We start from the raw sequence: 17,568 nt of genomic DNA on the forward strand, positions 1-17,568 counted from the left end.
CACCAGCATGTACGACAAGCACATTATTTTCCCCGGCAGCGTGCGCAATACGCAGGAAGGTTCCGCTGTCACTGGCTGGCAGCTTGGTGCACGCCTGCCTTACTACCGCGGCCAGATCCTGAGCGCCGTGGAAGACGTGGCGCTGACCATCGACGGCGAAAAAGTCCCGCGCGAGAACGTGCGCTTCACGGTGCGCGGCAAGACCTGGACGCTGGACGAACTGGAAACGACTTACGACGAGCGCTGGGAGTTCGGCGAAGTCGCCGAGATCTCCGTGCTGCAGCCGGGCGGGCTCACGCCAGGCGAGCATACGGTATCGGCAGCCGTGCAATTGCGCATTTCCTACCTGCCGTGGAGTCCGTGACCAGCTGCACCATCAACGCAACCGTCGCCAACTGAGGCCAGCCATGACCACAACGATCAAGGGACCGGCCATCTTCCTGGCGCAGTTCGCAGGCGACCAGGCGCCGTTCAACAACTGGGCGGACATCACGCGCTGGGCAGGCGACCTGGGATACCGTGGCGTGCAGGTGCCATCCAACGATGCGCGACTCTTCAACCTGGCGCTGGCGGCCGAAAGCAAGACCTACTGCGACGAAATTGCCGGGCGTCGCGCGCCAGAACGGCGTCGAAATCACGGAGCTGAGCACGCACCTGCAGGGCCAGCTGGTGGCCGTGCACCCCGCCTATGACGAAGCATTCGACGGCTTCGCGCCGCCGGAAGTGCGCGGCAAGCCGCAGGCGAGGCAGGCGTGGGCCGTGCAGCAGATGCTGCTGGCGGCCAAGGCTTCCGCCAATCTGGGGCTGAACGCTTCCATCAGCTTCCCCGGCGCGCTGGCCTGGCCCTTCGTCTATCCATGGCCGCAGCGCCCTGCAGGGCTGATCGAAACCGCATTCGATGAACTGGCGCGCCGTTGGCTGCCGATCCTGGACGCCTACGACGAGGCGGGCGTGGATCTCGCTTTCGAGCTGCATCCAGGCGAAGACCTGTTCGACGGCGCCACCTTCGAGATGCTGCTGGAGCGCGTGAATCATCATCCGCGCCTGAGCATCGCCTATGATCCGTCGCACTTCCTGCTGCAGCAGCTGGATTACCTGGGCTTCATCGACCGCTATCACGAGCGCATCAAGGTCATGCACGTGAAGGATGCGGAATTCCGGCCCGACGCGAGGCAGGGTGTGTACTCCGGTTACCAGCCGTGGGTGCATCGCGCCGGCCGCTTCCGTTCGCTGGGCGACGGCCAGGTGGACTTCAAGGCGATCTTCTCGAAGTTCGCCCAGTACGATTTCAAGGGCTGGGCCGTGCTGGAATGGGAATGCTGCCTGAAGCACCCGGAGCAGGGCGCGGCGGAAGGCGTGGCATTCATCCGCGATCACATCATCCACGTCACGGACAAGGCCTTCGACGATTTCGCCGGCAGCGGCAGCGACCCGCAGCGCAACAAGCGCATGCTGGGCATTGCATAAGGGGCGCCCATGGAAAAGCCAGTTTTTCCCGGCCGTGTGAGGCTGGGCATGGTGGGCGGAGGCGAGGGCGCCTTCATCGGCGCGGTGCATCGCCACGCGGCGCGGCTGGATGACCGCTACGAGCTGGTCGCCGGTGCATTGTCTTCGAGTGCGGAGGCATCGCAGCGCTCGGGCCGTGCGCTGGGCCTGGATCCTGAGCGCATCTACGACTTGTACGAACAGATGGCGCGCGCCGAAAGTGCGCGTCCGGATGGCATCGAAGCTGTCAGCATCGTCACGCCAAACCATATGCATGCGCCGGTGGCGAAAGCCTTCCTGGAGGCGGGCATCCACGTCATCTGCGACAAACCGGTGACGACCAATAGCGCCGATGCGCGCATGCTGCAGGCGCTGGCCGGGGAGCGCGGGCTGATTTTCGCCGTCACGCACAATTACTCGGCTTATCCGATGGTGCGCCACGCGCAGCAGATGGTGAGGGAGGGCGCGCTGGGCGAGATTCGTGTGGTGCAGGTCGAATACGCGCAGGACTGGCTGGCGGAGCCGCTGGAGCAAAGTGGCCAGAAGCAGGCTGCATGGCGTACCGATCCCGCCAAGGCCGGTGGCGGCGCAATTGGCGACATCGGTTCGCACGCATGGCAGCTGGCGGACATGATTGTCGGCGCGCCGCTCGAAGCGCTGGCGGCCGAGCTGAGTTCCTTCGTGCCGGGCCGCGTCATTGACGACAACGTGCATGTGCTGCTGCGCTATCAGGGCGGCGTGCGCGGCATGCTGTGGGCCAGCCAGGTGGCGCCCGGGCATGCAAACGATTTACGGATACGCGTCTATGGCAGCAGAGGCGGCATCGAATGGGCGCAGCAGCAGCCGAATGAGTTGCGCTGGACGCCCCTGGGCGAGCCCACGCGCATCGTGGCGCGCGGCAGCACTGCGATGAATGCGGCAGGCGCGCGCGTGAGCCGCATACCGGCGGGGCACACGGAAGGGTATATCGATGCCTTTGCGTCCCTGTACAGCGATATAGCCAGCCATTTGCTGGCACGGCGCAATGGTGGCGATCCCGGCGCGGCGCAATTCCCACCATTGCCGACGGTTTGCGCGGCGTGTTGTTTATTGAGACCGTGCAGGCGTCGTCTCGCGCCGGCGGTACATGGATGCCGATGCCACGCTGAGTCGCGCATCCATCTGACAGCACTCCTGTTCTGGCCCCGCCGATGCTGGCGGGGCTTTTTATCTCGACGTATTCACCGGATGAATTCGTGGCATTGAAATTATGGGTTATGGGAAAACGCAGGAAAAACATATCATTTTCTTGCCAACACCAACCAGAGCGGCACTTCAAGAAACGCCGCGCAAAACCTAGGAGATATTCGATCAACACCCCCAAGCTGACCTTGATCGCCAGGGCACTTCTCGCCGCCGGCTACCTCACGGGCGCAAGCGCCGCAATGGCGCAGGAGGCGGAGACCAAAGCTGAAGCGAAGAAGGAAAGCGGCATCGCTGAAGTGATCATTACCGCGCAAAAGATCGCGCAGCCTGCCAGCAAGACCCCGTTGGCATTGTCGGTCCTGTCCGGCGAAGACCTGAAGAACGCGGGTACCAACGATCCCCGTGCGCTGGCTGATTCGCTGCCAAACGTTGAAATTTCGCAGGAAAGCGGCATGCTGCAGGTAGCCATCCGCGGCGTGACCAGCCTGGATATGACCGAGAAGGGGGACCCGTCGGCTGCCTTCCACATCGACGGCGCCTACGTGCCGCGCTATGAAGCGCAAGCGGTCGCCTTCTATGACCTGGACCGCATCGAAGTGCTGCGCGGTCCACAAGGTACGCTGTACGGCCGTAATGCGACCGCCGGCGCGATTAACCTGATCAGCAATAAGCCGACCAAAAAACTTGAAGGGCGCGTCGGTTTCGAACTAGGCAATTACAACACCCGCCGCTTTGACGGCGTGCTGAATGTGCCGCTGGGCGATATGTGGGCGATGCGTGCGGCCGTCAACGCCAACAAGCACGACACCTACCTGAACGCTGGCCCGAACAAGATTCCGCTGGAAAGCCAGGATGACAAGTCGCTGCGCGTGCACGTGCTGGGCACCTTCAGCAAGGACACCAGCCTGCTGCTGACGGCGGAGCGCAACGATATCGGCGGCGGCGGTCCATCGCCCGTTCCGCTGACGAACTTCTTCACCGGTACGCCGACGGGCGCCTTGCCATTCACGCCGCCTGGCCGCGGCAACGACTTGCTGAACCCTGTCTATGTGGACCGTGGCAGCGCCGCCCAGCGCACCACCGGCTGGGAGTTCAAGCAGGACGCGAATCAGCACCGCGACAACTTCGCCAACTCGCTGCGCGGTGAGTTCAAGACCCGCCTGGGCGAAGCGGAGCTGACGTACCAGGTGGCGCAGATGCGCATGCATATCGACCAGCTGAACAACGGCGTGTATTTCGGCTTCCCGTTCACCAACACCAATAACGGCAACAGCAAGTCGCTGTCGCATGAACTGCGTCTGAATTCGACCGGCAATGGTCCGCTGCGCTGGGTAGCAGGCCTGTACCACTTCAATGAAGACGTGTTCCGCGATGCCAATTACACGACTTACATCACAGCGCCGTTCGGTTCCTTCAATGTGGTGCTGCCGTTCCTGGCATCGATCAACAATAAATCGAAGGCGGCCTTCGCCCAAGCCACCTATTCGCTGCGAGACGATACCCGCCTGACGATGGGCGTGCGCTACACCAAGGACCGCAAGTCCGGCTACGATCCGCTGAGCGGCGAGGCGGCAATCCCGCCAGCGACCACCAGCTCCAAGGCCTATGCCGCGGATGTCCGCTTCAACAACACCAGCTGGAAAGTGGGCATCGACCATGACCTGATGCGCAATGTGATGGTGTACGGCAGCGTGTCCACGGGCTACAAGGCGGGCGGCTTCAATGCGGAAGCGGTGACCCGGTCCTTACAAGCCGGAGACCCTGAAGGCGTACGAGGCGGGCATCAAGGGCCGCTTCCTGCAAAACTACCTGCAGCTCTCCGCCAACGTATTCCACTACGATTACAAGGACCAGCAGCTGACGATCACGACCTGCTTCACCAACGATCCATCGACCTGCCATTCCTTCACCAGCAATGCGGCGAATTCCACGGTCAACGGTGCGGAATTCGAAGGCAAGCTGAAAGTCGGCGAGGACGGCGAACTGCGCGCAACCCTCGCAGTGACGGACGCGAAGTACAAGGATTACCACCCGTCTCCGACCATCGACTATTCGGGCCGCAAGCTTGACCGTGCGCCTACGTCCACCATTGGCCTGGGCTATACGCATCACTTCGCGCTGTCGAACGGCGGCGAGATTACCGCCATGGTCGGCACGCGCCACTCGACTTCTTATTACCTGAGCGACCCGACCCAGGACATCCGCTATCGCCAGCCGTCCTTCCACAAGTCCGATGCGTCGATCGGCTATGACAGCCCGGGCGGCGTGTGGAATGTGCAGCTGTTCGTGAAGAACATCGAAGACACGGTCAAGATCGAAAGCCGTGTGCCGGGTTCCTTCTTCATCAGCGATCCGAGGACTTACGGCATCCGTGCCCGCTACAACTTCTGACCAGCGTTCCGGGGCGGCACGGCGCCGCCCCATCGCCAACATCCCAACCCGAAGATTTATATGTTCAAGTACTTTCCCACCAATTATGTCTGGAACCTCTCCGTCGACCTGGCGATCGAAATGGGCGCACGTATCGGCGAAATCGAGGAAATGTGCGCGCCGCTGCAGGAAGCCTCGCGCCAGCCGGATGCCGAGGGCACCCGCGCCTTCCGCGAGACCTGGGCAAGGATGGCCGATAAGCTTTGCAGCCTCGCCGACGAGGATGAAACGCGCGGCCGCCTGATCTCTGCCGGTGACAAGTACTCCCGCGCCGCCATCTATTACCTGACCGCAGAACGCCTGCAGGCGCATGGTGCGCCGGGCCGCGCAGCACTATACCAGCGCTACCTTGAGGTGTTTGCGCGCGGTGTTCGCCTGTCCGGCGAGAATTGCGAGCGCGTCGAGATCCCTTACGAAGGTGCTCATATCTCCGGTCTTTTCGTGCGCGCCGAAGGCGTGAACGGGCCGGCGCCCATCCTGGTCCAGGTCAACGGCCTGGATTCGACCAAGGAAATGAAGTACCGCGTCGGCCTGCCGCGCTGGCTGGCGCAGCGCGGCGTGTCCTCACTGGTGATCGACCAGCCGGGCACCGGCGAGGCGTTGCGCCTGCACGGCATGCACGCCGTGTTCGACAGCGAACGCTGGGCCAGCAAGGTTGTGGACTGGCTGGAAACCCGCGCCGACGTCGATGCCAAGCGCATCGGCCTGGAAGGCGTTTCGTTGGGCGGCTACTACTGCCCGCGCGCCGTGGCCTTCGAGCCGCGCTTCGCCTGCGGCGTGGTCTGGGGCGCCAATCATGACTGGCGGGACGTGCAGAAGAAACGCCTGGCGCGCGAAGGCAATTTCCCCGTGCCGCACTACTGGGAACACGTGCGCTGGGTGTGGGGCGCGAAGGACATGGAAGACTTCATGCGCATCGCCGAAAACGTCCATCTCGACGGCGTGCTGGATCGCATCAAGGTTCCTTTCCTGGTCACGCACGGCCAGAAGGATTCGCAGATTCCGCTGGCCTGGGCCGAGCGCACCTATGAGCAACTGGTCAACAGCCCGAAGCGGGAACTCAAGGTTTTCACGGAACGCGAGGGCGGCGTGCAGCACTCCAGTTTCGACAATTCCGCCAACGCTGGCGCCTATATCGCCGACTGGGTTGCCGAGACCCTGGGCGGCCGCACTGCACTCTGAAATAAGGAAGATTCATGAATATCATCGGACCTGATGCACTGGTGTTCGGCGTCGACGACGTCGCCGCCTGCACCCAATACCTGACCGACTATGGCCTGGCGCCGGCTGGAAACGGCCGCTTCGAAGCGCTGGATGGTACAGCCATCGTGATCGCGCACAAGGACGACTCCTCGCTGCCGCCATCGCTGGGTACGGCCAGCATGCTGCGCAAGACCATCTACGGCGTGGCCGATGAAAAGGCGCTGGGCGATATCGCCGAGGAGCTGGGCAAGGACCGCGAAGTGAAGCGCCTGGCCGACGGCAGCATTGAATCCGTCGACGACATGGGTTTTGTGCTGGGCTTCCAGGTGACTGCGCGCCGTCCGATCGACTTGCGCGCCGAAGCGGTAAATGCGCCGGGATCGAGCGTGCGGCGTCCCGTCAATACCCCTGCGGTGGACGAGAATGCCGAAGCACGTCCGCGCACCTTGTCGCACGTCGTGTACTTCGTACCCGATGCCGCGAAGGCGGAGGCTTTCTACGCGCAGCGACTGGGTTTCCGCTGCACCGACCGCCTGCTGGGCGCCGGTCCGTTCCTGAAGCCGGCCGGCACCGATGACCATCACACGCTGTTCCTGATCCAGACGCCGCCGTTCATGAAAGGCTGCGAGCATTTCACCTTCCACATGGGCGGACCGACTGAAGTGCTGCTGGCCGGCACGCGTTTCGTCAACAAGGGCTACCAGTCGTTCTGGGGCCCGGGCCGCCACAAGATGGGCTCCAACTGGTTCTGGTACTTCAACAGCCCACTGGGCTGCCACGTGGAGTATGACGCGGACATGGATACCCACGACGATGCGTGGATTGCCCGCCAGGCGCCGATGAGCGCCGACGCGTCGCAACTCTTCCTGTTCCAGTCGCGCGAGAAATGGGCGCCGGGCGGTCCGCCTCCGGCAGGAGCGGGGAAACCCTGATGGAAGCCGTCATGCAGTTCATTCGCCTGTGCCACGCGGACGATATCGCCGAGGGCCACTCGCGCGGCTTCGATCCGCACGCGGAAGGGCAGGACTCGGTGATGGTCGTGCGCCACGGCGGCCGCCTGCACGCCTGGCGCGATGCTTGCCCGCATCATGGCGGCACGCCGATGGCCTGGTGGAAGGACCATTACCTGAATGCGGCGTCCACACGCATCGTCTGCGCGTCGCATGGCGCGCAGTTCGATATCGAAACCGGCGAGTGCACACTGGGACCCTGCATGGGGCAACGGTTGCAAAAAGTTGAGCTGGTCATCACTGGCGAGCGTGAAGTGTGCATTCGAGCGGACCAGGAGGAGATGGCATGACGGCTAAAGTATTGATTATCGGCGGCGGCTTCTCCGGCATGGCCGCCGCCATCCAGCTGCGCAAGCAGGGCAGGGAAGTCGACCTGGTCGAGATCGACCCTGAATGGCGCTCCTACGGCGCCGGCATCAGCCTGGGCGGCGCAACACTGCGAGCTTTCCGCACGCTGGGCATCCTCGACGCCTTCATGGAACATGGCGCCGCCTCCGACGGTGTGGACATTTGCATCCCCACGGGCGAGAAGATTGCGTCCCTGCCCACGCCGCGCCTGGCCGGCGCTGACGTGCCGGGCAACGGCGCCATCATGCGCCCTGTGTTGGCGCGCATCCTGGCGGAAGCGACACGCGCGGCCGGCGCGAAGGTTCGCCTGGGCTGCACGTTTTCCAGCATTGCCCCTGACGCGAATGGCGTGAACGTCGCGTTTTCCGACGGTAGCCAGGATCGCTACGAACTTGTGATCGGGGCGGATGGCCTGTATTCGAGCGTGCGCGCGGCTTTGTTTCCCGATGCGCCGGCGCCGACATACAGCGGGCAAGGCGTATGGCGCGCCGTGCTGCCGCTCATGGAGGGTGTGGAGCGCACCACGATGTGGCTGGGTCCCAAGGTCAAGACCGGACTGAATCCCGTGTCGCGCGATCAGATGTACCTGTTTGTGACCGAGGACCGCGCAGAGAACACGCACATCGCGCCTGCGGATTTCGTGCCCATGCTGAAGGCGCTTGTGGGCCGTTTCCCCGCGCCGCTGATGCGCCAGGTCGGCGAGCAACTGGGCGAGCATTCGCAGATCGTCTACCGTCCGCTGGAAAATCTGTTACTTCCCAGGCCATGGTACAGCGGCCGGGTGGTGCTGATCGGCGACGCCGTTCATGCGACGACGCCGCACATGGCATCCGGCGCCTGCATCGGCATCGAGGATGCCATCGTGCTGGCCGAGGAACTGGGCGGAGGCCAACCTGTCGAAGCGGCGCTGACGCGCTTCCAGGCGCGGCGCTGGGAGCGCTGCCGCATGGTGGTCGAGAATTCCGCCCGCCTCGGCGAGATCGAAATCACGGGCGGCGACAAGGAAGAACATGGCCGCATCATGCGCGAAACCCTGATGGCGCTGGCCCAGCCAATCTGATTGGAGAATGTAAAGTGAGCAGAAGTTTTATCGATTTGTCGATCTACCTCGAAAACGAGGTGCTGTCCGACCCGCCGCCGCTGGCGCCGAAAATCACCTACCAGAAGCACACGGACACGCTGCCCGAGTTCATGGCCATGATCCCCGGCACCACCGCTGCCGATTATCCCGATGGCGAGGCGGCAGCCGCTGAATGGGTCACCATGACCACGCACAGCGGCACCCACCTGGATGCGCCTTACCACTTCCATTCGACCATGGATGCCAAGACCGGCGAGAAGAAGTCGATCACGATCGATGAAGTGCCGCTCGAATGGTGCTTCCAGCCCGGCGTGAAGCTGGACTTCCGCCACTTCCCGGACGGTTATGTGGCCACCGCCGCGGATGTGGAAGCGGAACTGGCCCGTATCGGCCACGATTTGCAGCCGCTGGACATCGTGGTCGTCAACACGCGCGCCGGCAGCCGCTATGGCCATAACGATTACGTCTCCGCCGGTTGCGGCATGGGCTACGAAGCCACCATGTATTTGCTGGAGCGTGGTGTGCGCCTGACCGGCACCGATGCCTGGAGCTGGGATGCGCCGTTCTCCTACACCGCGAAAAAGATCGCGGAAACTGGTGACAAATCCCTTATCTGGGAAGGCCACAAGGCCGGACGCGATATCGGCTACTGCCACCTGGAGAAGCTGCATAACCTCGAAGCGTTGCCCGGCCACGGCTTCTACATCAGCTGCTTCCCGCACAAGGTACGTGCCGGATCGGCCGGATGGACGCGTGCTGTCGCCATCGTCGACGACGCACTGCTTGCCCTGCCGCGGCGCTGAGGGAGGTGCGATGAAACTGGCAACTTTACGCAACGGCGAACCCGATGGCAGCCTGCTGGTCGTTTCGCGTGACCTGCGCCGTGCCCTGGACGCCACGTCTATAGCGCCCAACCTTCTGCATGCGATCCAGCATTGGGACGACTGCGCGCCGCGTCTGCAACAGCTTTCCGATGCGCTCAATTCGGGCAAAGCCGAAGGCGCCGTGGACTTCGTGCCCGCGGCCTGCATGGCGCCGCTGCCGCGCACCTTCCAGTGGTGCGATGGTTCGGCTTTCCTGAACCACGGCCGGTTGATGGAAAAGGCCTTCAATACGCCGCCCATCCCGGACTTCAACACGATTCCCGTGATGTACCAGGGCGCGTCGGACGATTTCCTTGGCCCGGCCGAGGACGTGCCAATGCCGGATGAAGCGCTCGGCATCGACTTCGAAGGCGAGTTCGGTGTGATCGCCGGCCCGGTGCCGATGGGCATCAAGGGCGACGCGGCGCTGGATTCGGTACGCCTGCTGGTGCAGATCAATGACTGGAGCCTGCGCGGCCTCGGCCCGCGTGAAATGAAGTCCGGCTTCGGATTCCTGCAGGCCAAACCGTCCACCAGTTTCGCACCGGTGGCGATCACGCCGGACGAACTGGGCGCGCACTGGCGCCATGGCCGGGTGCAGCTTGAACTGGAAGTCGAGTGGAATGGCGAAACGTTTGGTCACCCGCACGGCGGCGAAATGAATTTCAGCTTCGGCGAACTGATTGCGCATGCTGCCCGCACACGCAAGCTTAGCGCCGGCACGATTATCGGCTCGGGCACCGTTTCCAATGCCGATCGCAGCGCCGGATCGGCCTGCATTGCCGAGCGGCGCGTGATCGAGATCATCGAACAGGGCAAACCGCAGACGTCCTTCATGCAGTTCGGCGACCGCGTGCGCATGGCGGCACGCCTGCCGGACGGCAGCCATCCCTTCGGTGTAATCGACCAGAGGGTGGTGCAGGCGGCATAAGACGCGGCGCTTATAATGCGGGGGATGAACAACCCCCTCCGCGAAATCTACCGCGACCAGTGGCTGCTGGTGGTCCACAAGCCGGCCGGCCTGCTGGTGCACCGCAGCCCCATTGACCCGCACGAAACCGAGTTTGCGCTGCAATATGCGCGCGAGATGAATGGCGGCGAGTACGTCTACGCCGTGCACCGGCTGGACCGGCCGACGTCCGGCCTGCTGGTTTTCGCGCGTGACCAGGAGACGGCCGGCATCCTGGGGAAAGCCTTCATGTCCGGCGACGTGCGCAAGCGCTATCTGGCGATGGTGCGCGGCTGGATTCCGGAGCGGGGCCTGATCGATTATCCACTGCGGGATGAAGATCCTTTCGGCGGCGATGCGGAGGGCGTGGCACGCGAAGCCGTCACCCGCTACAAGCGCGTGGCGACCACGGAGATTCCTGTGGCGATCGAGGGCTATGCAAGCAGCCGATACAGTCTGGTCGAGCTCTATCCGGAGACGGGACGACGCCACCAGTTGCGGCGCCACATGAAGCATATCAGCCACCCCATCATTGGCGACGCCAACCACGGGCGCGGGCGCCACAACCGCTATTTCGCCGAGCGCTTTGGCCAGGGCCGGCTGATGCTGGCCGCCACCGGCATCGCGTTCACGCATCCGCGCACCGGCGAGCCGCTGGAACTGGAATGCGAACCGGAGGCAAGCTTCCTGCAGGTGCAATCTATTTTTTGATACCGCGCCAAAGGTGCACCAGCCATTCGATCGTCGCTGCCATGGGCTTGCGCAGGAAGGGGATGTCGTAGGACAGCAGCAACAGGCCGAAAGGCACGTCTTCGACGCCTACGATCGGCAAGTAAGGCACTAAAATCCCCACCGCGATCAGTGACAGCGCGAGTGGGATGCGGACCCATTTGGCGCGCTCGGAGCGCGCCCATTCGATGAAGCGCCGCGCTTTGCCCGGCACTTCGCGCTCCAGATCGTCGACGGCATGGTCCAGTTTCTGTTTACCTTTGTTGCTCATATGCTGATCCTAGCGCGGTTTCGGCAACGGCCGCGTTCAGTTGCCCATTGAAATCACCGCCCATTGACAGTATTGTGGGACCTTCAATATTCCACCGGAGCAGCAATGCAGAAAAAGCTTCATTCCTTCATCGTCTCCGCGCTAGCGGCAGCGGGAGCGGGACACGCCCAGGAAGTCGTGAAGATCGGTATTGCGGGGCCTTCGTCGGCGAGATCGCGCACCTTGGCAAGGCGATGGAAAACGGCGTGGCGATGGCGATCGATGACCTGAATGCGCGCGGCACAACGATCGGCGGCAGGAGGGTTGTCTTCAAAATGCAGAGCGAGGATGACGCGGCCGACCCTAAGCAGGGTACGGCCGTGGCGCAGAAGCTGGTGGACGCGGGCGTGGTTGCCGTGGTCGGGCATTCGAACTCCGGCACCACGGTGCCCGCCTCGCGCATCTACAACCAGGCTGGCATCCCGCAGATCACGCCGTCCGCGACCACGCCGGGCTACACGAAGCAGGGCTTTCCGGGCGCTTTCCGCGTTGTCGCCAACGACAATATGATGGGCGCGGCGCTGGGCCGTTATGCGGTGGAGAAGCTGGGCGCGCGCCACATCGCGGTCATCGACGACCGCACGGCTTACGGACAGGGCGTGGCCGATGAATTCGTGAAGAGCCTGCAGAAGCAGAAGCTGAAAGTGGTGGAGCGGCAGTTCACCAATCCCAAGGCCACCGATTTCACGTCCATTCTCACGTCGATCAAGGCGAAGAAGCCGGACCTGATTTTCCTGGGCGGGATGGACGCCACGGCCGGTGGCATACTGCGGCAGATGAAGGCGCTGGGCATTCAGGCCCGGTTCATGGCGGGGGATGGCGTATGCAGCGATTCCTTGCCGCAGCTGGCCGGCGTGGGCATGCGCGATGGTGAAGTGTTTTGCGCCGATGCAGGTGGAATCGAGAAGTCGCAGGAGAAGGCGATCGATGATTTCGTTGCGCGGTTCAGGGCGAAGTATCACAGCGATATTCAGACCTATGCGCCTTATGCCTACGACGCGGTCATGGTGTTCGTCGCCGCGATGCAGCAGGCTGGGTCCCCTGATCCCGCGAAGTTCTTGCCCGTGCTGAAGCAGACGAAGTACCACGGCCTCACCGGTCTGATCCGGTTTGACGCTGCCGGCGACCTGGCCAACGGCGCCATTACCGTGTCCACCTACAGGGCGGGGCGGAAAAGCAAGCTCGATGTGATTCGATGAGCCGCTTGTGGCGCACGCACGGCGGATCAATGATCCGCCCTACACGTCCGTGACATATCCGACCTTAAACGACCCGGGTGCGTAGGGCGGATCATTGATCCGCCGTATTTGCGGACAATTAACGCCTGAAATCCCTCAACACCTCGCGCGCCGCATTATGCCCCGGCGCGCCGGTAACGCCGCCGCCCGGATGCGCGCCGGCGCCGCAGGTGTACAGGCCGGGAATCGGCCCGCGGTAATCCGCGTGGCCGAGCATCGGCCGGGCCGAGAACAACTGATCCAGCCCAAGCGCGCCATGGAAGATATCGCCGCCAACCAGACCAAAGGTGCGCTCCAGGTCCAGTGGACTCATGATCTGCCGCCCGATCACGCTGCGCTTGAAATTGGGCGCATAGCGGGTAACGGTATCGATCATCAGGTCCGCCACCGTGTCGCGGTGGTCATCCCAGCTCGCGCCATCCGGCAGCTGCGGCGCAACGTGCTGGCAGAACAGGCTGGCGACGTGCTGGCCGGGCGGGGCGAGCGTGGAGTCCAGCGTGGACGGAATCAGCACCTCGACGATGGGATTGCGCGACCAGCCAAATTCGCGCGCGTCGTGATAGGCACGTTCCATGTACTGCAGGCTGGGTGCGATGATGATGCCGCTGCCGTGATGCTCGGCGGCCTGCTTGCCGGGCAGGCAGCTGAAGTCCGGCAGCTCGGACAGCGCCACATTCATGCGGAAGGTGCCCGAACCGCAGCGCCAGGCCTGCATGCGGCGCAGGAAGTCGTCGGGCAGCGCGGCGGAATCGACCAGTTTCGTGTACAGCAGGCGTGGGTTGAGGTTGGAGATGACCGCGCGCGCCTCCAGCTTCTCGCCGGCCGACGTGACCACGCCGGATGCGCGTCCGTTCTTCAGCAGCACTTCCTGCACGGCGCAATCGGTGCGCACTTCCACGCCGCGCGCCTGCGCCGAGCGGCTCATGGCCTGCGTGATCGCGCCCATGCCGCCGATGGCGTGTCCCCATGCGCCTTTCTTGCCATTGACCTCGCCGAACACATGGTGCAGCAGCACGTAGGCTGAGCCGGGCGTGTACGGACTGGCGTAGTTGCCGACCACGCTGTCGAAACCATAGGCTGCCTTGATCGGCGCGCTTTCGAACCAGCCATCCAGGTAATCGCCAGCGGACTTGGTGAACAGGTCCAGCAGTTCGCGCTGCGTGGACAGCGGAAGCTTGCGCATGCGGTTGCCGATGCCGCCGGCCTTGATCAGTTCCGGCAGGGCGGTCAGCCAGTTACCCTGCACCATATTCGGCGGCGTTTGCAGCACCAGGTCGCGCAGCACGTCCGCGGCGGCATCCAGCTGTTCCCCATAGGCTTGCAGGCGCTCGGCGTCGCGCTTGGAGAACTTCGCGACCTCGCTAATGGTCTTGCCGGCGCCGATCTTCAGGTACTGGCCGTTTTCGAAGGGCAGGAAGTTGGATAGCGGGCGCTCGACGATGCGCAGGCCGTGCTTCGCCAGTTCGAGGTCGTGGATGACCTTCGGGTTCAGCAGCGATACCGTATAAGCGGCGACGGAGTTGCGGAAGCCGGGATGGAATTCCTCGGTGACCGCCGCGCCGCCGACAACGCCGCGCCGTTCCAGCACCGTGACCTTCAGCCCGGACTTCGCCAGGTAATGGGCACACACCAGGCCATTGTGGCCGCCGCCGATGATGATCGCATCCCGCATTTATCTCTCCGCATTGATAGGAGACTCCATTGTGTGGGCGGCTTCGGCAAGTTGCACTGAACATAGCGACAAACTGTCGAGTATTATTGAGCAAATTGACGAATATTTCGGCGAAAGTGAAGAATGGATGCAATCGACCAGCAACTGCTAGCCCTGCTGCGTGAAAACGCGCGCGCCCCAACGGCTGAACTGGCGCGCAAGCTCGGACTCTCGCGAACCACGGTGCAAAGCCGCATCGAGCGGCTGGAGAAGACGGGCGTGATCATCGGCTACACTGTGCGCTCCAGTGCGGACTATCGCGCAGGCCTGGTGCGGGCGCTGGTGATGATTACAGCGGCGCCGAAGCACACGCCCGGCATCGAGAGCGCGCTGCGGCGGGTAACGCAGCTGCGTACGCTGCATTCGGTGAACGGGATTTACGACTTTATCGCCGGCGTGGAAGCGGAGTCGGTGGAGGAACTGGATGCGGTGATCGACAGGATCGGTGCGCTGGACGGCGTCGAGCGCACCACTACGTCGATCCTGATGACCACCCGCATCGACCGCTAGGCCACCCGGTCAGGCAGCAGCGGGGGAGGCCAGCGGCGCACGTCCGCCGTCGTCGCCGGTGACACTGGCGAAGGCCGGGACCAGTGTCGGCTCCTCGGTCACCATCGGAGCCGCCGAACCGTCCATGACTTCACGGGCGCGCTGTATATCGACGGCGCCAACCCATTTGGCGATGGCCATCGTCCCCACTGCGTTGCCGATCGTATTGGTGATCGCCCGCGCTTCGGACATGAACCGGTCCACGCCCAGCAGCAGCACCATGCCTTCGACAGGGATCTTGCCCAGGGAAGCCAGGGTGGCGGCCAGCGTGATGAAGCCGGACCCGGTCACGCCCGCCGAACCCTTGGAAGTCAGCATCAGCACGCCCAGCACCACAACCTGGTCCATCAGGGTTAGCGGAGTATTCGTCGCCTGTGCAATGAAGATCGCGGCCATCGTGTAGTAGATGCACTGGCCGTCAGGATTGAAGGTCAGGCCGGAAGGCACGACCAGGCCAACCACGGACCTGGAGCAGCCGACGCGTTCCAGCTTGTTCATCACCTGCGGCACCACCGACTCAGACGAGCTGGTGCCCAGCACGGTGAAGATTTCTTCCTTCAGATACTTGAGGAACTTCCACAGGCTGAAGCCGGACAAGCGCGCAATCCCGCCCAGCACGATGAACACGAACAGGAAGCAGGTAAGGTACATGGTGGCCATCAGCTTGGCCAGCGAAATGATGGAGCCGAAGCCGTATTTGCCGACGGTGAAAGCCATCGCGCCAAACGCCGCCAGCGGCGCGACGCGCATGATCATGCGGACGATGGAGAACATCGCATGCGAGAACGAATCGAACACATTGATCACGATCTCCGCCTTCTTGCCCATGCGCGCCAGTGCCACGCCCAGCATCACGGCAAACACCAGGATCTGCAGGATGTCGTTCTTCGCCAGCGCATCGACGATGCTGGAGGGGATCAGCTGCAGGATGAAGCCGGAGAAGGTGTCATGCTTCACCTGCGAGGTGTAGTTGGCAATGCTCCTGCTATCCAGGGTATGCGGGTCGACATTCATGCCCACGCCCGGGCCGACCAGGTTCACTACCAGCAGGCCGATGCCCAGCGCGAAGGTGGACAGCACTTCGAAATAGATCAGGGCGCGCAAGCCCACGCGCCCCAGTTCCTTCATATTCTCCAGCCGCGCAATGCCGACAACGATGGTCGCGAAGATCACCGGGGCAAAGACCATCTTGATCAGTTTGACGAAACCGTCACCGAAGGGCTTCAGGTCCACGGCCAGGGTGGGGTAAAGCGCGCCCAGCGCAATGCCCGCCGCAACGGCGAGCAGTACCTGTACATATAGCATGCCCAGCAATTTCTTAAGCTTGCGCATGATCTGTCTCCTTGTATGAATGGGGCGAAGGCTGGTCTTGGCGCCGGCTTTTCAGTGCATTGGAATCAAGCGGCGACGGGAACGGCGCGGGCCAGGTAGTCGCAGACCGCGGCGGTGACATCGGCCGTGGTGGCAGATCCGCCCAGGTCCGGCGTGTGGACGCCGTTGGCGGTCACGTACTCGATGGCTTCCATCAGGCGCGCGGCGGCGGCGGATTCGCCCAGGTGTTCCAGCATCATGGCCGCGGTCCAGAAGGTTGCGATGGGATTGGCAATGCCCTTACCCGTGATGTCGAAGGCGGAGCCGTGGATAGGTTCGAACATGGAGGGGAAAGTGCGCTCCGGATTCAGGTTGGCCGTAGGGGCGATGCCCAGGCTGCCGGACAGCGCTGCCGCGAGGTCGGAGAGGATGTCCGCGTGCAGATTGGTCGCCACAATCACGTCCAGCGCCTTCGGCTTCAGCACCATGGTGGTGGTCACGGCGTCCACCAGTTCGCGGTTGGTCTTCACATCCGGATATTCCTTCGCGACTTCATAGAAGATCTCATCCCACATCACCATGCCGAAGCGCTGTGCGTTGGACTTGGTCACCAGCGTCAGATGTCTGGCGGGACGCTTGCGCGCCAGTTCGAATGCGAAGCGGTGGATGCGTTCGACGCCGGCGCGGGTAAACACGGCGGTTTCGGTAGCCGCTTCGATCGGCAGGCCGCGGTGGGTGCGGCCGCCGTTGCCGGCGTACTCGCCTTCGGAGTTCTCACGGATGATCACCCAATCGATATCCTCGCCGTTCTTCAGTGGGCTTTTCACGCCGGGCAGCACGCGGGCAGGGCGCACGTTGGCGTACTGGTCGAAGCCTTGTGCGATGGGCAGGCGCAGGCCCCACAGGGACACGTGGTCCGGCACTTCCTGGCTGCCGACGGCGCCGAAGAAGATCGCGTCGAAGGTCTTCAGCTTTTCCAGGCCGCCTTCCGGGATGTAGTGGCCGTGCTTAAGGTAGTAGTCCGAGCTCCAGGGGAAGTGCTCCACACTCAGGCGGAAACCGCCGTCGTGCTGCGCCAGGGCGTTCAGCACTTCCAGGCCGGCTGCGATGACTTCGGTGCCAATGCCGTCGGCGGGAATGGCGGCGATCTTATGGGTGCGCATCGG

16 protein-coding genes and 2 pseudogenes are annotated in these 17,568 nt (G+C 63.3%); 14 read left to right on the forward strand and 4 right to left on the reverse strand.

The window, feature by feature from the left end; genetic code table 11:
• Positions 1-7: 7 nt before the first annotated feature.
• The 12 genes and pseudogenes from ACHMW6_RS06980 (at position 8) to ACHMW6_RS07035 (ending at position 11,265) form a co-directional block, all read left to right on the forward strand.
• Positions 8-364 carry a DUF6379 domain-containing protein gene (locus tag ACHMW6_RS06980; protein ID WP_395406395.1) on the forward strand — a complete coding sequence of 119 codons (357 nt, stop codon included), beginning with the start codon at positions 8-10 and terminating at the stop codon, positions 362-364.
• A 43-nt stretch (positions 365-407) separates the two neighbouring features.
• A pseudogene (locus tag ACHMW6_RS06985) lies at positions 408-1,467 on the forward strand (sugar phosphate isomerase/epimerase family protein).
• Positions 1,468-1,476: 9 nt separating this feature from the next.
• Positions 1,477-2,730 carry a Gfo/Idh/MocA family protein gene (locus ACHMW6_RS06990; RefSeq protein WP_395406396.1) on the forward strand — a complete coding sequence of 418 codons (1,254 nt, stop codon included), beginning with the start codon at positions 1,477-1,479 and terminating at the stop codon, positions 2,728-2,730.
• A gap of 179 nt (positions 2,731-2,909) precedes the next feature.
• Positions 2,910-4,356: pseudogene (locus tag ACHMW6_RS06995) on the forward strand (TonB-dependent receptor); the annotation flags it as partial.
• Positions 4,357-4,467: 111 nt separating this feature from the next.
• Entirely contained in the window at positions 4,468-5,061 is a 594-nt protein-coding gene (locus ACHMW6_RS07000; protein ID WP_395408555.1) for a TonB-dependent receptor domain-containing protein, read from the forward strand.
• A 60-nt stretch (positions 5,062-5,121) separates the two neighbouring features.
• Entirely contained in the window at positions 5,122-6,282 is a 1,161-nt protein-coding gene (locus ACHMW6_RS07005) for an alpha/beta hydrolase family protein (RefSeq protein ID WP_395406397.1), read from the forward strand.
• A 14-nt stretch (positions 6,283-6,296) separates the two neighbouring features.
• Complete coding sequence (locus ACHMW6_RS07010) at positions 6,297-7,235, forward strand: VOC family protein (RefSeq protein WP_395406398.1); 939 nt, start codon at positions 6,297-6,299, stop codon at positions 7,233-7,235.
• Positions 7,235-7,603: a Rieske (2Fe-2S) protein gene (locus tag ACHMW6_RS07015; protein WP_395406399.1), complete on the forward strand. Its 369-nt coding sequence runs from the start codon at positions 7,235-7,237 to the stop codon at positions 7,601-7,603. Before ACHMW6_RS07010 ends, ACHMW6_RS07015 begins: the two co-directional genes overlap by 1 nt.
• Positions 7,600-8,721 (forward strand): FAD-dependent oxidoreductase, encoded by a 1,122-nt coding sequence (locus tag ACHMW6_RS07020; RefSeq protein WP_395406400.1) that lies wholly within the window; start codon positions 7,600-7,602, stop codon positions 8,719-8,721. The genes ACHMW6_RS07015 and ACHMW6_RS07020 overlap by 4 nt, the downstream gene beginning before the upstream one ends.
• 14 nt (positions 8,722-8,735) lie before the next feature.
• Complete coding sequence (locus ACHMW6_RS07025; protein WP_395406401.1) at positions 8,736-9,545, forward strand: cyclase family protein; 810 nt, start codon at positions 8,736-8,738, stop codon at positions 9,543-9,545.
• Positions 9,546-9,555: 10 nt separating this feature from the next.
• Positions 9,556-10,536 carry a fumarylacetoacetate hydrolase family protein gene (locus ACHMW6_RS07030; RefSeq protein WP_395406402.1) on the forward strand — a complete coding sequence of 327 codons (981 nt, stop codon included), beginning with the start codon at positions 9,556-9,558 and terminating at the stop codon, positions 10,534-10,536.
• 24 nt (positions 10,537-10,560) lie between these two features.
• Complete coding sequence (locus tag ACHMW6_RS07035; RefSeq protein WP_395406403.1) at positions 10,561-11,265, forward strand: pseudouridine synthase; 705 nt, start codon at positions 10,561-10,563, stop codon at positions 11,263-11,265.
• Here ACHMW6_RS07035 and ACHMW6_RS07040 read toward each other — a convergent pair.
• Positions 11,255-11,554, reverse strand: a complete 300-nt coding sequence (locus ACHMW6_RS07040) for a hypothetical protein (RefSeq protein ID WP_395406404.1) — start codon at positions 11,552-11,554, stop codon at positions 11,255-11,257. The two genes, ACHMW6_RS07035 and ACHMW6_RS07040, sit on opposite strands and share 11 nt — an antisense overlap.
• 233 nt (positions 11,555-11,787) lie before the next feature.
• Here ACHMW6_RS07040 and ACHMW6_RS07045 point away from each other — a divergent pair, with 233 nt between their 5' ends.
• Positions 11,788-12,792: a branched-chain amino acid ABC transporter substrate-binding protein gene (locus ACHMW6_RS07045; RefSeq protein WP_395406405.1), complete on the forward strand. Its 1,005-nt coding sequence runs from the start codon at positions 11,788-11,790 to the stop codon at positions 12,790-12,792.
• Positions 12,793-12,910: 118 nt separating this feature from the next.
• Here ACHMW6_RS07045 and ACHMW6_RS07050 read toward each other — a convergent pair whose 3' ends face one another.
• On the reverse strand, positions 12,911-14,503 hold the full coding sequence (locus tag ACHMW6_RS07050) for a phytoene desaturase family protein (protein WP_395406406.1): 1,593 nt from the start codon (positions 14,501-14,503) through the stop codon (positions 12,911-12,913).
• Positions 14,504-14,626: 123 nt separating this feature from the next.
• On the opposite strand from ACHMW6_RS07050, the gene ACHMW6_RS07055 reads away from it, so the two are divergent.
• Positions 14,627-15,052, forward strand: coding sequence for an Lrp/AsnC family transcriptional regulator (locus ACHMW6_RS07055; RefSeq protein ID WP_395406407.1), 426 nt, complete (start codon positions 14,627-14,629; stop codon positions 15,050-15,052).
• Positions 15,053-15,061: 9 nt separating this feature from the next.
• Here ACHMW6_RS07055 and ACHMW6_RS07060 read toward each other — a convergent pair whose 3' ends face one another.
• Together ACHMW6_RS07060 and ACHMW6_RS07065 are read right to left on the reverse strand one after the other, a co-directional pair.
• On the reverse strand, positions 15,062-16,423 hold the full coding sequence (locus tag ACHMW6_RS07060; protein WP_395406408.1) for a dicarboxylate/amino acid:cation symporter: 1,362 nt from the start codon (positions 16,421-16,423) through the stop codon (positions 15,062-15,064).
• Between the two features lie 65 nt (positions 16,424-16,488).
• Positions 16,489-17,565 carry a tartrate dehydrogenase gene (locus ACHMW6_RS07065; RefSeq protein WP_395406409.1) on the reverse strand — a complete coding sequence of 359 codons (1,077 nt, stop codon included), beginning with the start codon at positions 17,563-17,565 and terminating at the stop codon, positions 16,489-16,491.
• Between the last annotated feature and the right edge of the window lie 3 nt (positions 17,566-17,568).

Origin of the sequence: Pseudoduganella sp. UC29_106, assembly GCF_044055365.1 — a bacterium.
Classification (GTDB): Bacteria; Pseudomonadota; Gammaproteobacteria; order Burkholderiales; family Burkholderiaceae_D; genus Rugamonas.

Bases quoted from the DNA above. Each gene is read 5' to 3' on its own strand.
- ACHMW6_RS06980 (WP_395406395.1), top strand. From the start codon at position 8: ATGTACGACAAGCACATTATTTTCCCCGGCAGCGTGCGCAATACGCAG.
- ACHMW6_RS07040 (WP_395406404.1), bottom strand. From the start codon at position 11,554: ATGAGCAACAAAGGTAAACAGAAACTGGACCATGCCGTCGACGATCTG.
- ACHMW6_RS07045 (WP_395406405.1), top strand. From the start codon at position 11,788: ATGGAAAACGGCGTGGCGATGGCGATCGATGACCTGAATGCGCGCGGC.
- ACHMW6_RS07015 (WP_395406399.1), top strand. From the start codon at position 7,235: ATGGAAGCCGTCATGCAGTTCATTCGCCTGTGCCACGCGGACGATATC.
- ACHMW6_RS06990 (WP_395406396.1), top strand. From the start codon at position 1,477: ATGGAAAAGCCAGTTTTTCCCGGCCGTGTGAGGCTGGGCATGGTGGGC.
- ACHMW6_RS07010 (WP_395406398.1), top strand. From the start codon at position 6,297: ATGAATATCATCGGACCTGATGCACTGGTGTTCGGCGTCGACGACGTC.
- ACHMW6_RS07050 (WP_395406406.1), bottom strand. From the start codon at position 14,503: ATGCGGGATGCGATCATCATCGGCGGCGGCCACAATGGCCTGGTGTGT.
- ACHMW6_RS07005 (WP_395406397.1), top strand. From the start codon at position 5,122: ATGTTCAAGTACTTTCCCACCAATTATGTCTGGAACCTCTCCGTCGAC.
- ACHMW6_RS07020 (WP_395406400.1), top strand. From the start codon at position 7,600: ATGACGGCTAAAGTATTGATTATCGGCGGCGGCTTCTCCGGCATGGCC.
- ACHMW6_RS07060 (WP_395406408.1), bottom strand. From the start codon at position 16,423: ATGCGCAAGCTTAAGAAATTGCTGGGCATGCTATATGTACAGGTACTG.
- ACHMW6_RS07035 (WP_395406403.1), top strand. From the start codon at position 10,561: ATGAACAACCCCCTCCGCGAAATCTACCGCGACCAGTGGCTGCTGGTG.
- ACHMW6_RS07030 (WP_395406402.1), top strand. From the start codon at position 9,556: ATGAAACTGGCAACTTTACGCAACGGCGAACCCGATGGCAGCCTGCTG.
- ACHMW6_RS07055 (WP_395406407.1), top strand. From the start codon at position 14,627: ATGGATGCAATCGACCAGCAACTGCTAGCCCTGCTGCGTGAAAACGCG.
- ACHMW6_RS07065 (WP_395406409.1), bottom strand. From the start codon at position 17,565: ATGCGCACCCATAAGATCGCCGCCATTCCCGCCGACGGCATTGGCACC.